20 protein-coding genes and 1 tRNA gene are annotated in these 20,427 nt (G+C 70.1%); 11 read left to right on the forward strand and 10 right to left on the reverse strand.

From position 1 onward, the window contains the following. Positions 1–13 precede the first annotated feature (13 nt). The 7 genes from QFZ76_RS22265 to galU form a co-directional block, all read right to left on the reverse strand. Positions 14–87 (reverse strand) — tRNA-Ala (locus tag QFZ76_RS22265). Positions 88–162: 75 nt separating this feature from the next. Further along, on the reverse strand, positions 163–1,410 hold the full coding sequence (gene glpR, locus QFZ76_RS22270) for a gephyrin-like molybdotransferase receptor GlpR (RefSeq protein WP_307675397.1): 1,248 nt from the start codon (positions 1,408–1,410) through the stop codon (positions 163–165). A 184-nt stretch (positions 1,411–1,594) separates the two neighbouring features. Further along, a complete protein-coding gene (locus tag QFZ76_RS22275) occupies positions 1,595–2,209 on the reverse strand; it encodes a GNAT family N-acetyltransferase (protein WP_307675398.1) in 615 nt (204 codons plus the stop codon). A 20-nt stretch (positions 2,210–2,229) separates the two neighbouring features. Beyond that, a complete protein-coding gene (locus tag QFZ76_RS22280) occupies positions 2,230–2,736 on the reverse strand; it encodes a molybdenum cofactor biosynthesis protein B (RefSeq protein ID WP_307675399.1) in 507 nt (168 codons plus the stop codon). Beyond that, positions 2,733–3,245 (reverse strand): cyclic pyranopterin monophosphate synthase MoaC, encoded by a 513-nt coding sequence (gene moaC, locus QFZ76_RS22285; protein WP_266438171.1) that lies wholly within the window; start codon positions 3,243–3,245, stop codon positions 2,733–2,735. The genes QFZ76_RS22280 and moaC overlap by 4 nt, the downstream gene beginning before the upstream one ends. 85 nt (positions 3,246–3,330) lie before the next feature. Further along, a complete protein-coding gene (gene glp / locus QFZ76_RS22290) occupies positions 3,331–4,653 on the reverse strand; it encodes a gephyrin-like molybdotransferase Glp (RefSeq protein ID WP_307675400.1) in 1,323 nt (440 codons plus the stop codon). Between the two features lie 5 nt (positions 4,654–4,658). Continuing rightward, complete coding sequence (gene galU, locus QFZ76_RS22295) at positions 4,659–5,561, reverse strand: UTP--glucose-1-phosphate uridylyltransferase GalU (protein ID WP_266438166.1); 903 nt, start codon at positions 5,559–5,561, stop codon at positions 4,659–4,661. 132 nt (positions 5,562–5,693) lie between these two features. Here galU and QFZ76_RS22300 point away from each other — a divergent pair, with 132 nt between their 5' ends. Further along, positions 5,694–6,278 (forward strand): 5-formyltetrahydrofolate cyclo-ligase, encoded by a 585-nt coding sequence (locus QFZ76_RS22300; protein WP_307675401.1) that lies wholly within the window; start codon positions 5,694–5,696, stop codon positions 6,276–6,278. 60 nt (positions 6,279–6,338) lie between these two features. On the opposite strand, the gene QFZ76_RS22305 is transcribed toward QFZ76_RS22300, so the two are convergent. After that, positions 6,339–9,116, reverse strand: a complete 2,778-nt coding sequence (locus QFZ76_RS22305) for a penicillin acylase family protein (RefSeq protein ID WP_307675402.1) — start codon at positions 9,114–9,116, stop codon at positions 6,339–6,341. 239 nt (positions 9,117–9,355) lie between these two features. On the opposite strand from QFZ76_RS22305, the gene QFZ76_RS22310 reads away from it, so the two are divergent. From QFZ76_RS22310 to mscL, 6 genes are all read left to right on the forward strand, one after another. Continuing rightward, on the forward strand, positions 9,356–10,894 hold the full coding sequence (locus tag QFZ76_RS22310; RefSeq protein WP_307675403.1) for a potassium/proton antiporter: 1,539 nt from the start codon (positions 9,356–9,358) through the stop codon (positions 10,892–10,894). Between the two features lie 274 nt (positions 10,895–11,168). Continuing rightward, a complete protein-coding gene (locus tag QFZ76_RS22315; protein ID WP_307675404.1) occupies positions 11,169–12,431 on the forward strand; it encodes an MFS transporter in 1,263 nt (420 codons plus the stop codon). Positions 12,432–12,498: 67 nt separating this feature from the next. Next, positions 12,499–12,834 carry an FmdB family zinc ribbon protein gene (locus QFZ76_RS22320; protein ID WP_307675405.1) on the forward strand — a complete coding sequence of 112 codons (336 nt, stop codon included), beginning with the start codon at positions 12,499–12,501 and terminating at the stop codon, positions 12,832–12,834. Between the two features lie 126 nt (positions 12,835–12,960). Continuing rightward, positions 12,961–13,794, forward strand: coding sequence for an S-methyl-5'-thioadenosine phosphorylase (locus tag QFZ76_RS22325; protein ID WP_307675406.1), 834 nt, complete (start codon positions 12,961–12,963; stop codon positions 13,792–13,794). A gap of 156 nt (positions 13,795–13,950) precedes the next feature. Then, positions 13,951–14,559 (forward strand): hypothetical protein, encoded by a 609-nt coding sequence (locus QFZ76_RS22330; RefSeq protein WP_307675407.1) that lies wholly within the window; start codon positions 13,951–13,953, stop codon positions 14,557–14,559. 138 nt (positions 14,560–14,697) lie between these two features. Continuing rightward, positions 14,698–15,162 carry a large conductance mechanosensitive channel protein MscL gene (mscL, locus tag QFZ76_RS22335; protein WP_266438148.1) on the forward strand — a complete coding sequence of 155 codons (465 nt, stop codon included), beginning with the start codon at positions 14,698–14,700 and terminating at the stop codon, positions 15,160–15,162. Between the two features lie 35 nt (positions 15,163–15,197). Here mscL and QFZ76_RS22340 read toward each other — a convergent pair whose 3' ends face one another. Continuing rightward, positions 15,198–15,374 carry a hypothetical protein gene (locus QFZ76_RS22340; protein ID WP_307675408.1) on the reverse strand — a complete coding sequence of 59 codons (177 nt, stop codon included), beginning with the start codon at positions 15,372–15,374 and terminating at the stop codon, positions 15,198–15,200. 93 nt (positions 15,375–15,467) lie between these two features. Between QFZ76_RS22340 and QFZ76_RS22345 the strand changes: the two genes are divergently transcribed. From QFZ76_RS22345 to QFZ76_RS22360, 4 genes are all read left to right on the forward strand, one after another. After that, a complete protein-coding gene (locus QFZ76_RS22345; RefSeq protein WP_307675409.1) occupies positions 15,468–16,700 on the forward strand; it encodes a low temperature requirement protein A in 1,233 nt (410 codons plus the stop codon). A gap of 72 nt (positions 16,701–16,772) precedes the next feature. After that, positions 16,773–17,801, forward strand: coding sequence for a P1 family peptidase (locus tag QFZ76_RS22350; RefSeq protein WP_307675410.1), 1,029 nt, complete (start codon positions 16,773–16,775; stop codon positions 17,799–17,801). 131 nt (positions 17,802–17,932) lie between these two features. Then, complete coding sequence (locus QFZ76_RS22355; protein WP_307675411.1) at positions 17,933–19,153, forward strand: Ig-like domain-containing protein; 1,221 nt, start codon at positions 17,933–17,935, stop codon at positions 19,151–19,153. Positions 19,154–19,340: 187 nt separating this feature from the next. Continuing rightward, positions 19,341–20,087: a DUF6227 family protein gene (locus QFZ76_RS22360; protein ID WP_307675412.1), complete on the forward strand. Its 747-nt coding sequence runs from the start codon at positions 19,341–19,343 to the stop codon at positions 20,085–20,087. A 63-nt stretch (positions 20,088–20,150) separates the two neighbouring features. Here the strand turns inward: QFZ76_RS22360 and QFZ76_RS22365 are convergent, their stop codons facing one another. Next, a complete protein-coding gene (locus tag QFZ76_RS22365) occupies positions 20,151–20,402 on the reverse strand; it encodes a hypothetical protein (protein WP_307675413.1) in 252 nt (83 codons plus the stop codon). Positions 20,403–20,427 lie beyond the last annotated feature (25 nt).

Here is a 20,427-nt window from a genome sequence, read left to right on the forward strand (position 1 = left end):
ACAGTCGTTGCGGTGGACCTGTGGGGATTTGAACCCCAGACCCCCTCGATGCGAACGAGGTGCGCTACCAGACTGCGCCACAGGCCCTTGCAACGAGTGAAACTCTAGCATCCCCGTCCGGGTGCTTGGAAATCCGTTCCTGGGCTGGTCAAACACCTCGGGTCACTCGTTCGCGGCCCGCGGCCGGTCCCCGTCCTCGTACTGGTCGAACAGCGGCGTACGGCCACGCTCACGGGCGCGACGGGCGGAGGCGGCGCGACGGGCGTCACTGCGACCGTCGGCCGCCGGTTTGTCGTCCGCGTCGGCGGCCTGTTCCTCCGCTCCCGCGTCCCGCGCACCGGGCCGCGCCTCCTGCTCGGGCGTGACGGCACTGGACCGCGCCGAACTCCACGCGTCCGGGGCGCCGAGGTCCACGTCGGAGGTGGCCCGCGGAGCGACCGGCGCGGTCACGTACGTCGGCAACGGCACCGGCACCGGGTCCCAGCTGTCACCGTGCGCGGGCCGCTGCTGGCGCTCCCGCTGCTGGTCGACCCACTCCGCGTGGTCGGTCTGCTCGACGAGCGCACGCCGGTCCGCGGCGAGCGCCGACATCCCGGGGTCCGTCTCCGGCTCGGGCCCTTCGTCCGGCTCCTCGGAGTCGGCGCCGGCATCGACGGCGGCGCGGCGGCGGGGCTGGCGGGTGCGCTCGCGCAGTCGCTGCGCGGCGGCCTCGGCCTGGCGCCGGTCCATCTGGTAGGCGAAGCGTCTGCGTTCCTGGGAGCGCAGGTACGCGATGTACCCACTGAGCAGGACCGCGGGCACGCCGGGCGCCCACAGGAAGGCGAGCCCGCCGACCGCGGCGACGATCGCGCCGAGCGAGAAGGCGATGAAGAGCATGACCGTCGTACGCCGCCGGCGCGCGAGCACCTTCGTACGCCGGGCGCGCGCCGCGGCCGCTTCTTCGGAGGGCGTGCGCCGGGGAACCGGTACGCGTTTACGCGCGGGCGGCGCGCTGTCGGATGCGCGCTCCGGTTCACGCACCTGCTCACGAACCTGTTCGCGCTCCGGTTCACGCACTTGCTCACGAACCTGTTCGCGTACTTGTTCCTGCCGTGCGGGCGCCTGTGCCTGGACCGTCGCTTGTGTCTGTGGCCGGGTCGGAGGCATGGCGAAGGCCCGGACGTCCACCGAATCGGTGGCCGCTCCCGGGTCCAGGGCGCTGGGCTCCCCCTCTTCGGTGGAGCGCGCCCGCAGGTCCTTGGCGTATCGGCGCTCCATCCCCGCCCGTCCGGACAGCAACCGGATGGCTGTGCTGAAGCGTTCCGTCGGACGGGCCTCGTTCAGCTCGTCCTGCCTACGGAGCCACATCGGCACCAAGTAGGCGGCCCAGGCCCCGACAATGACTGCGTAGATGAGGCCGCTGCTGCTCACGCCTCACACGGTAGAGGGGTTTGCGTGAGGCCATCTGCCAATTGAGCCGGTGTGTCGCACGATCTGGCTGATATTTCGAGCTTTTTTTGTGACCGATGCGATCAACAGGTCGCCCAGGTAGCGAATTCAACGCCCTGAGGCGGTCATCCGCCGATCAATTTCGAACACTTATTCAATTTCCCGGCTATGCGGGATTGTCGTGGGGCGTGCTCCTGGATCGTGCCCGCTGCCAGCGCCTCAGCAACCCGTCGGGCACCTCTTCCGCGGTGAGTGCGAAGACGAGGTGGTCGCGCCAGGCGCCGTCGATGTGGAGATAGCGCGGGCGCAGCCCCTCCTCGCGGAATCCGAGTTTCTCCACGACCCGGCGACTGGGCCCGTTCTCGGGGCGAATACAGACCTCGATGCGGTGCAGTCCGACGGCTCGGAAACAGTGGTCCACGGCGAGCGCCACGGATGTCGGCATCACTCCGCGGCCGGCCACCGACTCGTCGACCCAGTAACCGACATGGCCCGAGCACATCGAGCCCCAGGTGATTCCGGCGACGGTCAGTTGTCCGACCAGTCGCCCCTGGTACTCGATGACGAACGGGAGCATCCGGCCCGCGTTCGCCTCGGCCCGCAGATGCCGGACCATCTGGCGGTAGGTCGGCCGGTGCGCGATGGGCCCGCTGGGCGTGGGCGGCGGGATCGTCGCCTCCCAGGGCCGCAGCCAGTCCCGGTTGCGCCGGTTGACCTCGCGCCAGGCCCGCTGGTCGCGCATCTTTATCGGCCTCAGGACGACATCGCCGTCCACGAGCACGACGGGCCAGGATGGGCTGTTCAGCTCGCACCCCCACTACTGGCGGCGGGTCTGGGGTGATCGCCGCCGCGGATCTGGTCGACGGCGTGCGCCAGCAGGGGCTCCAGGACGGCCAGTCCGTCCTTCACCCCGCCGGAAGAACCCGGCAGGTTGACGATCAAGGTCCGCCCGGCAACTCCGGCCAAGCCCCGGGAGAGCACCGCCGTCGGCACCTTCTCCCGTCCGAACGCCCGGATGGCCTCCGCGATGCCCGGCACCTCGTGGTCGATGACCCGGCGGGTCGCCTCGGGGGTGCGGTCGGTGGGTGAGATGCCGGTGCCGCCGGTGGTGACGATCACGTCGTACCCCGCGTCGACGCCGGCGCGCAGGGCGGCCTCCACGGGGTCGCCGTCGGGCACGACCTGCGGGCCCTCGACGGTGAAGCCGAAGCCCCTGAGGCCGTCGGCGATCAGCGGGCCGCCCTTGTCCTGGTAGACCCCGGCGGCGGCGCGGTTGGATGCGGTGATCACGAGGGCGCGATACGTCATGCCCGGCTCCAGTCGCCCGACTTGCCGCCCGTCTTCTCTTCCACCCTGACGTCCGTGATGACCGCTCCCTTGTCGACCGCCTTGATCATGTCGATCACGGTGAGCGCGGCGACGGAGACGGCGGTGAGGGCTTCCATCTCGACGCCCGTGCGGTCCGTCGTCTTCACCGTGGCCAGGATCTCCACGGCGTCGTCCGCGACTCTCAGGTCCAGTTTCACACCGGACACCGACAAGGGGTGGCACAGCGGGATCAGATCAGGGGTGCGCTTGGCGCCCATGATGCCCGCGATCCGCGCGGTGGCCAGGGCGTCGCCCTTGGGGACGCCCTCACCACGCAGCAGCTCGATCACGCGGGGCGAGACCAGGACGCGGCCGCTGGCGCGGGCGGTGCGCGCGGTCACGTCCTTCCCGGACACGTCGACCATGCGGGCCGCGCCCGCCTCGTCGATATGGGTCAGTCGGTCCTGCGCAGAAGGTCCGGGGGTCTCCCCCCGGGAAGGCACTGTCATGCTGTGTGGCGCTCCCGGTCCGGGCCCGGCGCGGTGCGGCGCGTGGGCCTGCTGTGCGCGACACGGTACCGCCAACCAGGAGTGCTCAGCCGAGCAGGACGACCTCGACCTCGGTGCCGGGCTCCACGGACTCCACGTCCTCGGGGACGACGATCAGCGCGTCCGCGTGCGCGAGGGCCGCGACCAGGTGGGATCCGGCGCCGCCGACCGGGGTGACCGCGCCGTCGGCGTACGTCCCGCGCAGGAACTGCCGGCGGCCCTTCGGCGAGGTCAGCGCCTTGCCGGAGGTGAGGGTCGCCCTGGTGGTCGGCCGGTGGACGTCGTCGAGCCCCATCAGGGTGCGGATCGCGGGGCGGACGAACAGCTCGAAGGAGACGTACGACGACACGGGGTTGCCGGGCAGGGCCAGCAGCGGTGTGTGGTCGGGGCCGATGGAGCCGAAGCCCTGGGGCTTGCCGGGCTGCATGGCCAGCTTGCGGAACTCGATGCCGCTGCCGGGCTCGTCCTCGTCGCCGACGTACGACAGCGCCTCCTTGACGACGTCGTACGCCCCGACGCTCACCCCGCCCGTGGTGACCATGAGGTCGGCGCGGACGAGCTGGTCCTCGATCGTCGAACGGAGCGTTACGGCGTCGTCGGCGACGGCGCCGACCCGGTAGGCGATGGCGCCGGCGTCGATGGCGGCGGCGGTGAGGGCGAAGCTGTTGGAGTCGTAGATCTGGCCGCTGCCGAGTTCCTCGCCGGGCTGGACGAGTTCGCTGCCGGTGGACATGACGACCACGCGCGGGCGCGGGCGTACGCGTACGGTGGCGCGGCCGATCGCGGCGAGCAGGGCGATCTGCGGCGGGCCGAGGACGGTGCCCGCTTCCAGGGCGCGGTCCCCGGCCCGCACGTCACTGCCCTTGGCGCGCACGTGCGCGCGTGCCTCGGCAGGCCGGTACACGTGCACGTGTCCCTCGGCGCCGTCGGGTGACAGGGCGCGGGCGCGCATTCCGGTCACCGGGCCCTCGCCGAGGCCGCCGTCGGTCCACTCCACGGGGACGACGGTCTCGGCGCCGGGCGGCAGTGGGGCGCCCGTCATGATGCGGGCGGCCTGGCCGGGCCCCACGTGCAGCAGGTCGGCCTGGCCCGCCGCGACGTCCCCGACGACCTCCAGGGCCGCCGGGAACTCCTCGCTCGCGCCCGCGACATCCGCGACCCGCACCGCGTACCCGTCCATGGAGCTGTTGTCGAACGGCGGCAGGGAGACCGGCACCGTGACGTCCTCGACCAGGACGCAGCCCTGGGCGTCGAGGAGTTGCAGCTCGATGGGTTCGAGGGGGCGGACGGTCGCGAGGATGTCGTCCAGGTGCTCGTCCACCGACCACAGCTGGTCCTGGCCGGTGGTGCGGGGCGCGGCGCTGCTCAACGTTGCTACATCTCCTCGGCTACGTAACTGCGAAGCCAGGTCCGGAAGTCCGGGCCCAGGTCCTCACGTTCGCATGCGAGTCTGACAATGGCACGCAGGTAGTCGCCGCGGTCGCCGGTGTCGTAGCGGCGGCCCTTGAAGACGACGCCGTGCACGGGGCCGCCGACCTTCTCGTCCTCGGCGAGCTGCTGGAGGGCGTCGGTGAGCTGGATCTCGCCGCCGCGGCCGGGCTCGGTCTTGCGGAGTATGTCGAAGATGTGCGGATCGAGGACGTAGCGGCCGATGACTGCGTAGTTGGACGGGGCGTCCGCCGGGTCGGGCTTCTCGACCAGGCCGCTCACCTTGACGACGTCGCTGTCCTCGGTCTCCTCCACGGCCGCGGAGCCGTAGAGGTGGATCTGCTCGGGGGCGACCTCCATGAGGGCGATGACGCTGCCGCCGTGCTGCTCCTGGACCTCGACCATCCGCTTGAGCAGCGGGTCCCGCGGGTCGATCAGGTCGTCGCCGAGGAGGACCGCGAAGGGCTCGTGTCCGACGTGCGGGGCGGCGCACAACACGGCGTGGCCGAGGCCCTTGGGGTCGCCCTGGCGGACGTAGTGCATGGTCGCGAGGTCGCTGGACTCCTGCACCTTGGCGAGCCGGTCGGCGTCGCCCTTCTTCTGAAGAGCCGATTCAAGCTCGTAGTTGCGGTCGAAGTGGTCCTCGAGGGGGCGCTTGTTGCGGCCTGTGATCATGAGGACGTCGTCGAGGCCGGCGGACACGGCCTCCTCGACCACGTACTGGATCGCCGGCTTGTCGACGACCGGCAGCATCTCCTTGGGAGTGGCCTTGGTGGCCGGCAGGAACCGGGTGCCGAGACCTGCTGCGGGAATGACAGCCTTGCTGATCCGAGGGTGCGACTGAGTCATGCCCGCAACCTTATCCGGTGTCTTTGCAGGGAATCTGAGGCTCCGGTTAATTGGCTCTCATATGAGCGTATTGGAAGGGTACGGGTGCAACCTTTGAGTCCCGTCGAACGTCCGACCGAGCCTGACAAGCGTATGTTGCGGCAAGAGATCCTCGCTGTGAGGAACACGTTGACGGCCGATGACGTGCGGGAAGCCGCCGTCGCGCTGGCCGGGCGGGCACTGGAGCTGCCCGAGCTGGCGCGGGCGCGCACGGTGGCGGCGTACGTCTCCGTGGGGAGCGAACCCGGGACGCTCGCGCTGCTGGACGCGCTGCGCGCGCGGGGCGTGCGGGTCCTGCTTCCGGCGCTTCTCCCGGACAACGACCTGGACTGGGGCGCGTACACCGGGGAGGGCTCCCTCGCGCGCGTCCAACACGGCGGGAAGATGGCCCTCTTCGAGCCCACCGGGCAGCGTCTGGGCCCGGACGCCGTGGCCTTGGCCGACGCCGTGCTGCTGCCGGGCCTGGCGGTCGACGCGCGCGGGATGCGTCTGGGGCGCGGCGGGGGGTCGTACGACCGTGTGCTCGCCCGTCTGGAGCGCGTGGGCATGCATCCCGCCCTGGTGGTGCTGCTGTACGACTCCGAGGTCGTCGAGCGCGTGCCCGCAGAGGCGCACGACCGGCCGGTGGACGCGGTGGTGACGCCGTCGGGGGTGCGGCGCTTCCGGCACGGTTCCTGAAACGTGAAACGCCGAACGGCCCTCCACGCGCGCGTGGAGGGCCGTTCGGACGATGTCGCGTCAGCCGCTCGGCTTCAGTTCCAGCGTGTCGCTCGTGTTGTCGTCGACCGCCTTGGACGAGAAGGACCAGTCCAGCAGTTCACCCTTGACCCACTTGCCCGTCTGGTCGATGTAGTGGGCGCTGTACGCGTGCCCGGAGGCGCCGGTGAGGTTGATCCACTTCGACTTGTCGAGGTCGTCGAGGTTGACCACCATGCGCATCGACGGCACCCAGACGACGTCGTAGCCGCCGGCCGCGTTCCAGCCGGTCGCGTTGACCGCCGCCTCGCCGCCGCCGAGCTTCCAGGGGCCGCGGTTGAGCATGTACTGCAGGAAACCGGGGCCGTCGGTGCCCAGGGTCTGGTTCTTCAGGAACAGGCGGTGCAGCCGGCCCCAGCTCCAGGTGTCGATGTCCTTGCCGAGCTTGGCGGTCAGCTCCCAGCGGGCGTCGATCATGGCGCGCTCGAACAGCTTGTCGCGGTTCTTGGCGGCGCCGATGCGGTTGCGCGACTCGGGCGTCGTCCACCAGTCGCTCTTCTCGTCGTCCATCAGGTTGCGGACCACCTCGAACCAGCGGTCGCCGCCGTCGGGCTGCGCCTGGTCGGCGTCACGCTGACCGCACTCGAGCACCTTGCCGGTCTCGTCGACGGGTGCGGTGGTGCTGACGGGATCGACCCACAGGCACTGTCCCTCGACGCGCAGCTCCTTGGGCAGCTTGTTGCCGAAGGCGAGCTTGAGGATGTTGCGCCAGACCGAGTTGAAGTACGCGGCCGCCGCCGAGTCGGCGTCCTGGGTGTAGTCCCAGCCCTCGAGGAGTTCCTGGGCCGCGCGGACGTCGGGGTCGTCGACGTTGATCTTCAGCAGCTTGGGCACCAGCAGCTTGGCGATCTCGCTGCTGTTGTCCAGCTGCATCTGGCGCATGTCGTCGGTGGAGATCTTGCCGCCGCCCTTGATCTTCGACTCGATCAGGTCGGTGATGCGCTGGCTGCGGGTGCCGTAGCCCCAGTCCGTGGTGAGCGTGTAGGGGTACTTGTCCTTGTCGATCACGGCCTGGTTGGCGGTGACGATGTAGCCGCGTTCCGGGTTGTACTCGTAGGGCAGCTCGTCCTGCTTGATGTAGCCGGTCCACTCGTACTTGGAGTCCCAGCCCGGCGCCGGGATGGAGCCGTCGTCGCCCTCCGCGCGCGTGGGGATCTTCCCGGGCAGCGTGTAGCCGATGTTGTCCTCGGTGTCGGCGTAGACCAGGTTCTGCGAGGGCACGTCGAACAGGGCGGCGGCCTTGCGGAAGCCGGTCCAGTCGCTCGCCTTGTCCATCGCGAAGACGGCGTCCATGGAGGTGCCCGGATCCAGCGCGGTCCAGCGCAGCGCGATGCCGTAGCCGTCTCCGCGGTCGGGCGCGGAGGTGCCGACGGCGGCCTTCTTGCCGACCTTCACCAGCTCGTCGTTACGGTCGGACAGCAGGGGTCCGTTGTTGGTCTCCCGGACGACGATCTTCTTGGACTCACCGCCGGCGACCTTGATGGTCTCCTCGCGGGTGGTGAAGGGCTTCACCTTGCCGTCGTACAGGTAGCCGGCGCCGGACAGCTTCTCCAGGTAGAGGTCGGTGACGTCGACACCGGAGTTGGTCATGCCCCAGGCGATGTCCTGGTTGTGGCCGATTATCACGCCGGGCATTCCGGCGAAGGTGTAGCCGCTGACGTCGTACTGGCACTTGCTGGAGACGGTGCGGCAGTGCAGGCCCATCTGGTACCAGACGGACGGCAGCGAGGCCGACAGGTGCGGGTCGTTGGCCAGCAGCGGCTTGCCGGTGATGGTGTACTCCCCGGCCACCGCCCAGGAGTTCGAGCCGATGCCGTTGCCGTTCACGCCGACGGCCGTGGGGACGTCGTCCAGGACGTTCTGGAGGCCCGACAGCTGGCTCTCGAGGGCGGAACCGGCCGTGGACGACTGGGTGCCCGTCACGGTGCCACCGGCGTCGCTCGTGGAGGTCTCGTCGCCGGACGTGCCGCCGCTTCCCTCGAACGTCGAGGTGAGCTCGTCGTACTGACCCTGCTGGACGATCGTCTGGTTCCGGCTGTACGGGTACTGCGGGTACAGGTCCGCGATCTGCTGGGGGCCGAGGCGGCTGGTCATCAGGGCGCGGTCGATCTCGTCCTGCATGTTGCCGCGCAGGTCCCAGGCCATGGCCTTCAGCCACGCGACCGAGTCGACCGGGGTCCACGCCTCGGGCTTGTAGTCGTTCTCGAAACCGAGGGCCGCGTACTCCAGGGAGATCTCCTTGCCGTCCTTGCCCTGGAGGTAGGCGTTGACTCCCTTGGCGTACGCCTGGAGGTAGTTCTTCGTGGACGCCGACAGCGTCTTGTCGTACTCCTCCTCGGCGACCCGGTCCCAGCCCAGGGTGCGCAGGAACTCGTCGTTCTTGACCTGGCCCTTGCCGAACATCTCCGACAGGCGCCCGGAGGTCATGTGACGGCGCACGTCCATCTCGTAGAACCGGTCCTGCGCCTGGACGTAGCCCTGCGCCATGAACAGGTCCGCGTCGGAGTCGGCGTAGATCTGCGGGATGCCGTAGCCGTCGCGCTTCACCTCGACCGGCCCCGACAGGCCCTCGAGCGTGATCGAGCCCGCCGTCTGCGGGAAGGAGGCTCGGACAGTGCTGACGGACCAGTACGCCCCGTAGGCGACGCCTCCGATGATGGCCAGCACCAGCACGAGGACGAACAGACGGGCTTTGCGCCCCTTTTTCCTGCCGGACTTGCCGGGCTTCTGGCCCGAAGAGGCGGTGGTGTTGGGGGGCATCGCTGTCCTTGCTGTCCTAACGCGAGCGGCAGGGCGGGCTGTGCTTTTGACTGAACGCTGGAGCAACCATAGGCGCAGCGCCCAGGGGCCCTTGACGCGGAGTCGGGAACCAGAACGGACGAACGTTCGCTCACACCTCGGGGAGCGTCAAGAAATCGTCAAGAGTTAGGTAAGGTAACGAAGTACTTGGGTGCGGAGAACCGCCGCTTCGTGTCCTATGTACGTGAGCTCCCGCGCGCGTGAAGCGCGGAAGCCAGGGAAGGGAACGGCCGCTGACTGTCCACGACCTCAACCAGCTCCTGCTCGTCTGCTCGCTCGTCCTGCTCGTCGCCGTGGCAGCGGTCCGGATCTCCTCGCGCAGCGGGCTCCCCAGCCTGCTCGTGTACCTGGGGATCGGCATCGCCATGGGCCAGGACGGCATCGGCGACATCCACTTCAACAACGCCGAACTCACCCAGGTCATCGGATACGCGGCCCTCGTCGTGATCCTGGCCGAGGGCGGCCTCGGCACGAAGTGGAAGGAGATCAAGCCGGCCCTGCCGGCCGCCTCCGCGCTGGCGCTGGTGGGGGTCGCGGTGAGCGTGGGGGTCACGGCGACGGCCGCGCACTATCTGATCGACCTGGAATGGCGCCAGGCGCTCATCATCGGCGCGGTGGTGTCCTCGACGGACGCCGCGGCGGTCTTCTCGGTGCTGCGGAAGATTCCCCTCCCCGCGCGCGTGACGGGCACCCTGGAGGCCGAGTCCGGCTTCAACGACGCTCCCGTGGTCATCCTGGTGGTCTCCTTCTCCACCGCGGGCCCGGTCGAGCACTGGTACCTGCTGATCGGCAAGATAATTCTCGAACTGGCCATCGGCGCCGCCATCGGCATCGCGGTGGGCTGGCTGGGCTCCTGGGGCCTCAGGCACGTGGCGCTGCCCGCCTCCGGCCTCTACCCGATCGCCGTCATGGCGATCGCCGTCACGGCGTACGCGGCGGGCGCGATGGCACACGGCAGCGGCTTCCTCGCCGTCTACCTCGCCTCGATGGCGATGGGCAACGCGAAGCTGCCGCACTGGCCCGCCACCCGCGGCTTCGCCGACGGGCTCGGCTGGATCGCCCAGATCGGCATGTTCGTCCTGCTCGGCCTGCTGGTCACCCCGCACGAGCTGGGCGACGACATCCTGCCCGCGCTGGCCATTGGACTGGTCCTGACGATGGTGGCCCGCCCGCTGAGCGTGGTGCTCTGCCTCACGCCGTTCCGGGTGCCCTGGCAGGAGCAGACCCTCATGTCCTGGGCCGGACTGCGCGGCGCCGTACCCATCGTGCTCGCGACGATCCCCATGGTGGAGGGTGTCGAGGCCAGCCGCCGGATCTTCAACCTCGTCTTCGTCCTGGTCGTCGTCTACACCCTCGTCCAGGGGCCGACCCTGCCGTGGCTCGCCCGCAAGCTGAGCCTGGGCGGGGAGGCCGAGGCCGCCGACCTCGGCATCGAATCGGCCCCCCTGGAGCGGCTGAGCGGACACCTGCTGTCCGTCGCGATCCCCAAGGGATCGAGGATGCACGGCGTCGAGGTCGCCGAACTGCGCCTGCCGGCCGGGGCCGCGGTCACCCTGGTCGTACGCGAGGGAAAGTCGTTCGTACCGTTGCCAACGACCGTGCTGCGACGGGGCGACGAGCTCCTCGTGGTCGCCACCGATCCGGTCCGGGACGCGGCCGAACGGCGGCTGCGCGCCGTGGGACACGGCGGCAAGCTGGCCGGGTGGCTGGGCACGGACGGCGGCGGCACCGGGCGTTAAGGGCGCGTTTCACACGGTTCACTCCCCCACCCATCGCAGGTGAACGCATCCATGGTGCTCGTTTTCACAGGCTCATCAGACTTGATCCCTGTATGATGAAGGCGCATTCCGATCGAACCACCTCTGCCTGACGCAGTGCTGGCGCGACCGTATGGCGGCTGGGGCGCCCCCGCAGTGGGCGACGGCATCTACCGCAGTCGGCGCAAGAGGACAGCTCTCGGTGCCGCCCCGGACAATGGGGGCCGCGCTACCAGGCGGCAGAAAGGCACGGGCCGTGGCATCCACGGTCACCTCCCGTCCCGGCTACGGGCAACTGCTGCGCACGCGCGGCGCCTGGACGTTACTGCTCCCCGGCTTCGCGGCACGCCAGCCGTTCGGGATGCTCACCGTCTCCATCGTGCTGCTCGTGCAGCACACCACCGGCTCGTACGGCGCGGCCGGCGCCGCCGCGGCCGTCACCGGTGTCTCCATGGCACTGTTCGCGCCCTGCACCGGCCGGCTCGCCGACCGCTACGGACAGCGCGCCGTACTCATCCCGGGCGTGCTCGTGCACTCGCTGTCGGGCCTGGTCCTGACCGTGCTCGCGCTGTCCCACGCGCCTCTGTGGGCGCTGCTCGTCGCCGCCGTACCCACGGGCGCCTCGCAGCCGCAGATCGGCCCCATGGTGCGGGCCCGCTGGGGCGTGAAGCTCAAGGACTCGCCCCTGATGCCCACCGCGGCCGCGTTCGAGTCCGTCACCGACGAGCTGACCTTCGTCGTCGGCCCGCTGCTGGCCACCGCTCTGTGCACGGCCGTCCACCCGGCCGCGGGCCTGGTGACCGAGGCATCGCTCACACTGATCGGCGGTCTGCTGTTCGCCGCGCAGAAGAGCACACAGCCGCCGGTCGCCGTCGACGGGCACGCACGCGTGGAGCACGGTTCCGCACTGCGCATCCCCGGGGTGCGGGTCCTGATCGTGGCCTTTCTCGGCATCGGTTCCGTCTTCGGCGGTATGCAGGTCTCGCTGGCCGCGTTCTCCGAGTCGATCGGCGAACCGGGCATGAACGGCGTCCTGTACGGCACCTTCGCCGCGGGCAACATGCTCTCCGGCCTGGTCTGCGGCGCCGTCGCCTGGAAGGTCGCCCCGCAGCGGCGCCTGGTCGTCGGGTACGTCGCCCTCGCGCTGACCGCGTCCGGCCTGTGGGCCGCCGACTCGGTGCTCGTCCTGGCCGGCCTCGGTCTGCTCGTCGGGATGTGCATCGCGCCCGCCCTGATCACCGGCTACACCCTGGTCGAGGGCCTGGTTCCGGCCGGCGCCCGCACCGAGGCCTTCACCTGGCTGACCGGCGCGGTCGCGCTCGGCCAGGCGGCGGGCGTCACGGTCGCCGGACAGCTGGAGGACGGTTTCCGGGAGGGCGCCGGGTTCCTGGTGCCGATGGGCGGCACGCTGCTCGCCCTGGCGACCGTGCTGGCGCTGCGCTCACACCTCGCGGTGCGGCCGCACAGCCGCACCGTCGCACGTGGCGTCGGTCACCGCGTGCCGGTGGCAGTGGACTGATCCTCGGGAATACGTCACTATGGACCATCGTTAGCACTCATTGAGTGAGAGTGCCAGGAGGAAGACAGTGCCCACCTACCAGTACCAGTGCACCGAGTGCGGCGAGGGCCTCGAGGCGGTGCAGAAGTTCACCGACGACGCCCTTACCCAGTGCCCCAGCTGCAGTGGACGCCTGAAGAAGGTGTTCTCCGCGGTGGGCATTGTCTTCAAGGGCTCCGGCTTCTACCGCAACGACAGCCGCGGCTCGTCGTCGAGCAGCGCGCCGGCGTCCGCGAAGTCGTCGACGTCCTCGGACTCGAAGTCCGACTCGTCCGCCTCGACCTCGTCCTCGTCTTCTTCGTCGTCCTCGGACTCGAAGCCGTCGAGCACCGGCACCTCGTCCAGCAGCAGCTCGGCCGCGTAAGGCGTACAGCTCTCTCACGAAACCCCGCCCTCGTACGACGGCGGGGTTCTCGTTGTTCCCGAACCCGTGCTCCGGGTTCCCGAACCCGTGCTCCGGTCCCGGACGACGCCGGTTAGTGTGCTGGTCATGGCGAACGCAGAGATCGGCGTAATCGGCGGCTCCGGCTTCTATTCGTTCCTCGACGATGTGACCGAGATCCAGGTGGACACCCCCTACGGGCCGCCCAGCGACTCCCTCTTCCTCGGCGAGGTGGCCGGCCGGCGCGTCGCCTTCCTGCCCCGGCACGGCCGCGGCCACCATCTGCCGCCGCACCGGATCAACTACCGCGCCAATCTGTGGGCGCTCAGGTCGGTCGGCGCGCGCCAGGTCCTCGGCCCGTGTGCGGCGGGCGGTCTGCGCCCGGAGTACGGGCCGGGCACGCTGCTGGTGCCGGACCAGCTGGTCGACCGCACGAAATCCCGGGCGGGCACGTACTTCGACGGGCTGCCGCTGCCGGACGGCGCGGTGCCGAACGTGGTGCACGTGTCCCTGGCCGACCCCTACTGCCCGACCGGGCGGGCGGCCGCGCTGAAGGCGGCCCGCGGACAGGACTGGGAGCCGGTGGACGGCGGCACGCTGGTGGTGATCGAGGGGCCGCGCTTCTCGACCCGCGCCGAATCGTTGTGGCACCAGGCACAGGGCTGGTCGGTGGTGGGCATGACCGGCCATCCGGAAGCCTCTCTCGCCCGTGAACTCGAGCTCTGCTACACGTCGATGACCCTGGTCACGGACCTCGACGCCGGCGCCGAGACCGGTGAGGGTGTCTCCCACGACGAGGTGCTGCGGGTGTTCGCGGCCAACGTGGACCGCTTGCGGGGCGTGCTGTTCGACGCGGTGGCAGCGCTGCCCTCGGCCGAGGAGCGGGACTGCCTGTGCACGAACGCGCTGGGCGGGATGGATCCGGGGTTCGCGCTGCCGTAGCGGAGGGGGCGGCGGCCGCGTCGCAGCGGCGGAACTTCTCGTTCGGGTGAGGGAGTTGTCCACAACCCGCCAGTAGCGCACCGGCCTCAGCGGGAATCCGCGCAAAGCCTCATCGTGGCATCGCAAGCCGATCCCTCGTCGCAGGTGGTGGTTCCCATGCCCTACGCCCCTTCTCCCTTCTCCCCCTCTACCGTCTCCCCCTCTACCGTCTCCCCCTCTACCGTCTCCCCCTCTTCCTCTCCTTTCTCCTCTCTCGTCTCCCCACGCCCGCTCGGCACGGACGCTCCCCCCACGTGCGAGGTGCCGCACTTCGCCCCCGTGCGGGTTCGCGGCGGGCGCTATCAGCTGCAGCGGCTCGTACGGCGGCGGAGGCGGGCCGTGGCGGTCGGCCTCGCCGTCACCGCGGCCGCGCTCGTGGCGGCGGGCCCGCGCGACACGGAACCGACCCGCGGGCATCCGCAGGCCGATCCCGTACGGGAACGCCGTGCCGTGCAGACCGTGACGGCGCCGGTACGGATCGCCGACGGGGCCACGGTGCGGCTGCTCCGGCCCGGCGACCGGGTGGACGTCATCGCCGCCGAGGAGACGGCGACCGGCGGCGACGCGCGCGTGGTCGCACGCGGGGCGCGGGTGACGAAGGTGCCGGAGCCGCTGGACGGCGCGACCGAGAGCGGGGCGCTGGTCGTGCTCTCGGTGCCGCGCTCCACCGCGGCGAGCCTCGCCGGCGCGAGCACGACGGCCCGATTGGCGGTGACTCTGTGCTGAGCCGCGCGCTTCCCGCCCTGCATGCCTTCCCGTCAAGTCCTTCGTTGGAGCTGCCCCATTGGACAGGGCTGCCTTGTCCTGACGTAGGTTGCGGAGCTGTTTGTTCCACAACCTGTGCGTGCGAGGAGAGTCCCCTACGTGAGCGAGAAGAAGCCGAGCGTCCTGGAAGGCTTCAAGACCTTCCTGATGCGCGGGAACGTTGTCGATCTGGCAGTGGCGGTCGTCATCGGCGCCGCCTTCACCAACATCGTCAACTCGGTGGTGAAGGGGCTCATCAATCCGCTGGTCGGAGCGATCGGCACCAAGAACCTCGACAGTTACAGCTCCTGCCTGAGCGACAACTGCCAGGGCGAGGAGGGCATCCAGATCCTGTGGGGCTCGGTTCTCGGTGCGACGCTCACGTTTGTGATCACCGCGGCCGTCGTCTACTTCCTGATGGTCCTGCCCATGTCGAAGTACCTGGCACGGCAGGAAGCCCGCAGGAAGGCGAAGGAGGGCGCGCAGGAGGTCGTGGAACTGACCGAGCTGGAGGTGCTCAAGGAGATCCGCGACGCGCTGCTCGCGCAGCAGCGGCAACGCGGCTCGGGCCACGACGAGCAGTAACGGCGGTGCGGCGGGCGGGCTGTGGCCCGCCCGGCTCACAGGTGGTGCGGCGGCTTCTCGTCGAGGAAGCGCCTCAGGTCGGCCGCGCTGTCGGTGCCGGGTCGCTCACCCCACTCCCGGTCCGTGTCGTCCGAGGACTGCTGGTCCAGCGGGTCGTCGAAGATCAGCGCGGGCTTCGGCTCGCGCGGTTCGGGCTCGGGGGCGGTGGTCATGCGTCCAGGGTACGGCCCCGGGACTTCGGGCCCTCGCCGGGTTGTGAATCCGTTCACAAGAAAAGCGGCGCGCTATCTGCTGTGCTGGGTCTCATGACTTCCAGTTTCCAGGGCCCCTTGCGCAAGCTCACCGCCCGCGGCCGCGACGAGGCGCACCGGGCCGCCTCGTCGCTCGAGCTCTTCTTCGACCTGTGTTTCGTCGTCGCGATCGCCCAGGCGGGCATCCAACTGGTGCACTCCGTGGCGGAGGCGCACGCCGCCGAGGGCATCCTCAATTACGCGATGGTCTTCTTCGCCATCTGGTGGGCGTGGATGAACTTCACCTGGTTCGCCTCGGCGTACGACAACGACGACGCCCTGTACCGGGTCGTGACCCTGGTCCAGATCGCCGGTGTCCTGGTGCTCGCGGCCGGGGTCTCCCGGGCCTTCGAGGACCACGAGTTCCTGGCCATCCTGCTCGGCTACGTGATCATGCGGCTCGCCCTGACGGCACAGTGGCTGCGGGTGGCCCGGTCGAGCGAGGGCGCGGAGCGAACGATGGCCCTGCGGTACGCCGGTGGCGTGCTGTTCTGCCAGGTCGGCTGGCTGGGGCTGCTGGTCCTGCCCGAGGGGGGTCGGCCCTGGGTGTTCCTGGTCATGGCGGTTCTCGAGATGTGTGTACCGCTCTACGCCGAGAAGGACCACCCGACGCCCTGGCATCCGCACCACATCGCGGAGCGGTACGGGCTGTTCACGATCATCGTGCTCGGTGAGACCATCGCCGCGGCCACGGTCGCCGTGAAGTCCGGCTTCGACGAGAGCGACGTGCTGGACGAACTGGTCCCGATCGCCGCCGGCGGTCTGCTGATCATCTTCGCCGCCTGGTGGATCTACTTCGTGGTGCCCATCCACGGCCATCTGCGCTCCAGCAAGCAGGCGTTCGTGTGGGGTTACGGCCACTACCTGGTCTTCGCCTCGGCCGCGGCGATCGGCGCCGGCCTCGAGGTCGCGGTCGAGCAGGCGATCGGCAAGGCGCACATCTCCACGCCGGCGGCGTCGGCGGCCGTGACGCTGCCGACGGCCCTCTTCCTGCTCACCGTCTGGGCGCTGCACGCGCGCCACTTCAAGGTGGGCACCGCCCAGCAACTGGTACTGCCGACCACGGCACTGCTGGTGATCTGCTGCAGCTTCCTGGGCGACTGGGCAGTGCTCGCGGCAGGCGTCGTCATGGCGGGCGCGGTGGTGGTCGGCACGACGCTGACGGCGCGGATGACCGCCCGGGAGAACGAGGACAGTGGGGACAGCGGGGAGAGTGGGGGCAGCAGACAGGCGGCCCCGGTGGTCTGACGTAGCCGGAGCCGGAGCCGGAACTGGAGCCGGAACCGGAGCCGGGCCCGCTGCCTGGACGACACTGGCCCCATGACAGTTGACGCACTGACGGACGTCGCCGGTGTGCGCGTGGGGCACGCCACGCGCACCGGCGACGGTTGGCTCACCGGCACCACGGTCGTGCTCGCCCCGGACGGCGGCGCCGTGGCCGCCGTGGACGTGCGGGGCGGCGGACCCGGCACCAAGGAGACCGACGCCCTCGACCCGCGCAACGTGGTGCAGAAGGTCGACGCGATCGTGCTGACCGGGGGCAGCGCGTACGGGCTCGACGCGGCGTCCGGGGTGATGGCCTGGCTGGAGGAGCAGCGGCGCGGGGTGCGGGTGGGACCGGACCCGGCGCACGTCGTGCCGGTGGTGCCGGCCGCCTGTGTCTTCGACCTGGGGCGCGGCGGCGACTTCCGGGTCAGGCCGGACGCGGCCACCGGCCGGGCGGCCGTCGAGGCGGCCGCGGCGAGCGAGCCCGGTGCACGGGTGCGGGAGGGATGCGTGGGCGCGGGTACGGGCGCCGCGGTCGGGCCGATGAAGGGCGGCGTGGGTACCGCGAGCATCGTCCTCGAGTCGGGGATCACGGTGGCCGCGCTGGTGGTGGCCAACGCGGCGGGATCGGTGACGGATCCGGAAACGGGGGTGCTGTACGGGGAGTTGTTCCAGGGGCGGGTGACCTACCCGGAGGCGCGCGTGCACGACGCCGCCCGCCTGCGCCTCGCCGACCTCGCGGCGAAGAGCGCGCCTCCCCCGCTCAACACCACGCTCGCGGTGGTCGCCACCGACGCGGACCTGTCGAAGGCGCAGGCGCAGAAGGTGGCCGGCACGGCCCACGACGGCATCGCGCGGGCCGTACGGCCGGTGCATCTGCTGCACGACGGCGACACGGTGTTCGCGCTGGCGACCGGAGCCCGCCCGCTCGACACCGAGCGTCCCCTCCCGCTGAACGAGATCCTCGAGGCTGCGGCGGACGTGGTGACCCGCGCGGTCGTGCGGGCCGTACGCGCCGCCGGGTCGGTGGACGGGCCGGGCGGGGTGTGGCCGTCGTACGAGGAGTTGTACGGGAGCCGCTGACGCGAAATGTGTCCTGGTTCTGTCACGTGATGGCGTTCACGGCGGTGTGTGGGAACCCGACCACCGACCGATCCCCTCTTTCTCCACGGACCGGAGCGGATCGAACACACCACCTGAACCTGGAGCAGCTCGTGACAACGCCGGACAAAACAGCGCGGCGCGTACTCGGGGCCTGTGCCGCCCTGATGGTCGGCGCCCTCACCCTCACCGCGTGCGGTGGCAGCACCGATGCCGGGAAGGACGACAACAAGGGCGGCGGGGACTCCGCCACGGCCTCGGCGGCGAAGATATCCATCTCGGCCAAAAACGGCTCGACCGGTGCGTCGATCAACACGACCGGAGTGAAGGTCAGTGACGGGAAGCTGACGGACGTGAAGATGACGGTGGCGGACGCGGGGACGGCCGTACCGGGGGCGATATCCGCCGACGGCGTCAGCTGGAAGCCGAAGGAGCAGCTGGAGCGGGGGACGAAGTACGAGATAACGGCGAGGGCGAAGGACGCGAACGGGCGGGCCAAGGCCGCCGAATCGACCTTCACCACCGTCAGCCCGGCGAACAGCTTCATCGGGACGTACACGCCGGACGAGGGGACGACGGTCGGTGTCGGGATGCCGGTGTCGTTCAACTTCGACAAGGCGATCAGCGACAAGAAGGCCGTGCAGTCCCACATCACGGTGTCGTCGAACAGCGGGCAGGAGGTGGTCGGGCACTGGTTCGGGGCGCAGCGCCTCGACTTCCGGCCCGAGGAGTACTGGAAGGCCGGCTCCAAGGTCACGATGAAGATCGACCTGGACGGGGTCGAGGGCGCGAACGGCGTCTACGGGGTGCAGAAGAAGACGGTCAGCTTCACGATCGGGCGCTCGCAGGTCTCCACGGTGGACGTGAGCAAGCAGACCATGACGGTCGTGCGGGACGGCAGGACGCTCAGGTCGGTGCCGATCTCGGCGGGCAGCCCGGAGTTCACCACGTACAACGGGCAGATGGTGATCTCCGAGAAGTTCACGAAGCTGCGGATGGACAGCAGGACGGTCGGCCTCGACAACGCGTACGACATCCCGGACGTGCCGCACGCGATGCGGCTGACCCAGTCGGGGACCTTCATCCACGGCAACTACTGGTACAACAAGGGCAACCCGCCCTTCGGCCGCGAGGGCACCAGCCACGGCTGCGTCGGCCTCCAGGACGTGCAGGGCGCACAGGGTGACACTTCGGCCAAGTGGTTCTACGACAACTCGATCCTCGGGGACGTCGTGATCGTCAAGAACTCCCCGGACAAGACGGTGTCGCCCGACAACGGGTTGAACGGCTGGAACATGGCGTGGAACGAGTGGGTGGCGGGGAGCGCCGAGTGAGCGCGGACCGTCGCCGCAAGTAGCCTCTGACCGGCACCTTTTGACGAATGATCGGGCCGCGTGGGAACTTTCCCCGCGGCCCGCGCGTTTTTCGGGCGTACGTTTTCTCGGTTCCCGGACATGATGTCCGACCGAGGGGCTACGGTATGCACCCACAAGGTGACATGCAGCAACGCCGGGAGAAACCTTGAGCGTTCCGTACGAGACGGCAGCGTACGAACCACCCGAGTCGCCCGAGTCTCCGGAGGAGCATCTCGCGCGGCTCCTCGGCCGTGCCCTGAACTCCTTCGAGCTGCCCGACGAGACGATCCAGCGGCTGGACTGCGCGCTGGCCCACGACAGTTCGCTGCACTCCGCGCACCACAGCGCGGGGCTGCACCGCGAGACGTACCGCCACACCTGGCTGCTCGCCGACGGCTCGGCGCTCACGCTGTGGGAGCTCGTCCACAACACCGCCCCGGGCAGCGCCCCGCAGCACGAGGTGTATGTGGACGAGGAGGAGCTGCGCGCCGCCACCGCGCGCCTGCCCCTGCCGGCGGACGCTCCGGACTTCGAACTGCCGGTGACGGTGCAGCTGTCGCCGATCCCCACGCCGCGGCACGCGTATCTGCCCGACGACTCGGCGGACCACGCGCGCCGGGTGCTGCGCCGGGCGGAGAACACGGACCGGCCGGACGCGGAGACGGCCGCGCTGCTGAGCACCGCGTTCGCGCACCAGATCACGCAGGCCTTCGGGCGCCCCAGCCGCCTCGGCCGGGCCGGCTTGTCCTTCTCGCTCTACGAGCACGCGTTCCTGCTGCGTGACGGAGCGGAGGTCTCCCTCTGGGAGGTCGAGCACACGGCGACGCCGGACGGGCGGCACATGTGCGAGGTGTACGTCAGCGAGGACGCGGCCAGGGATGCCATGGAGCGACGGGCGACGCAGGTCTCCTGAGCGGAATCACCTGAGGGGCGGGGTCTCCGGAGCGGGACTCCGGACCGGGCTCCGCCGAGCGGGTCAGCGGCCGGTGCTGAGCCGTCGTACCAGTCCCGCGAACTCGTCCGCTTCCGCCGGGGTCAGCTCGACGGACTCCCGCTGCGGGCCCACCTGCCGCTGATGCGGCAGTCCGGGCAGGCCCTGGGCCCGCCACAGGGCCGCCTCGACGCGGCCGCGGCGCAGCATGAAGACCAGGCCGGCCACCCATGCGACGGCCACCAGGACGAGGAAGGTCATACCAAGCAGCTGGTAGACCGAGACGTGCTCAGGCATGCGTTCCAGTAGACACCACGGTCCG

This window comes from Streptomyces sp. V4I2 (assembly GCF_030817655.1).
Taxonomy (GTDB): domain Bacteria; phylum Actinomycetota; class Actinomycetes; order Streptomycetales; family Streptomycetaceae; genus Streptomyces; species Streptomyces plumbiresistens.

Coding starts and splice junctions, on each gene's coding strand:
- QFZ76_RS22350 (WP_307675410.1), top strand. CDS start 16,773: ATGACAGTTGACGCACTGACGGACGTCGCCGGTGTGCGCGTGGGGCAC.
- QFZ76_RS22345 (WP_307675409.1), top strand. CDS start 15,468: ATGACTTCCAGTTTCCAGGGCCCCTTGCGCAAGCTCACCGCCCGCGGC.
- QFZ76_RS22280 (WP_307675399.1), bottom strand. CDS start 2,736: ATGACGTATCGCGCCCTCGTGATCACCGCATCCAACCGCGCCGCCGCC.
- QFZ76_RS22330 (WP_307675407.1), top strand. CDS start 13,951: ATGCCCTACGCCCCTTCTCCCTTCTCCCCCTCTACCGTCTCCCCCTCT.
- QFZ76_RS22300 (WP_307675401.1), top strand. CDS start 5,694: ATGTTGCGGCAAGAGATCCTCGCTGTGAGGAACACGTTGACGGCCGAT.
- moaC (WP_266438171.1), bottom strand. CDS start 3,245: ATGACAGTGCCTTCCCGGGGGGAGACCCCCGGACCTTCTGCGCAGGAC.
- QFZ76_RS22365 (WP_307675413.1), bottom strand. CDS start 20,402: ATGCCTGAGCACGTCTCGGTCTACCAGCTGCTTGGTATGACCTTCCTC.
- galU (WP_266438166.1), bottom strand. CDS start 5,561: ATGACTCAGTCGCACCCTCGGATCAGCAAGGCTGTCATTCCCGCAGCA.
- QFZ76_RS22340 (WP_307675408.1), bottom strand. CDS start 15,374: ATGACCACCGCCCCCGAGCCCGAACCGCGCGAGCCGAAGCCCGCGCTG.
- QFZ76_RS22325 (WP_307675406.1), top strand. CDS start 12,961: ATGGCGAACGCAGAGATCGGCGTAATCGGCGGCTCCGGCTTCTATTCG.
- QFZ76_RS22305 (WP_307675402.1), bottom strand. CDS start 9,116: ATGCCCCCCAACACCACCGCCTCTTCGGGCCAGAAGCCCGGCAAGTCC.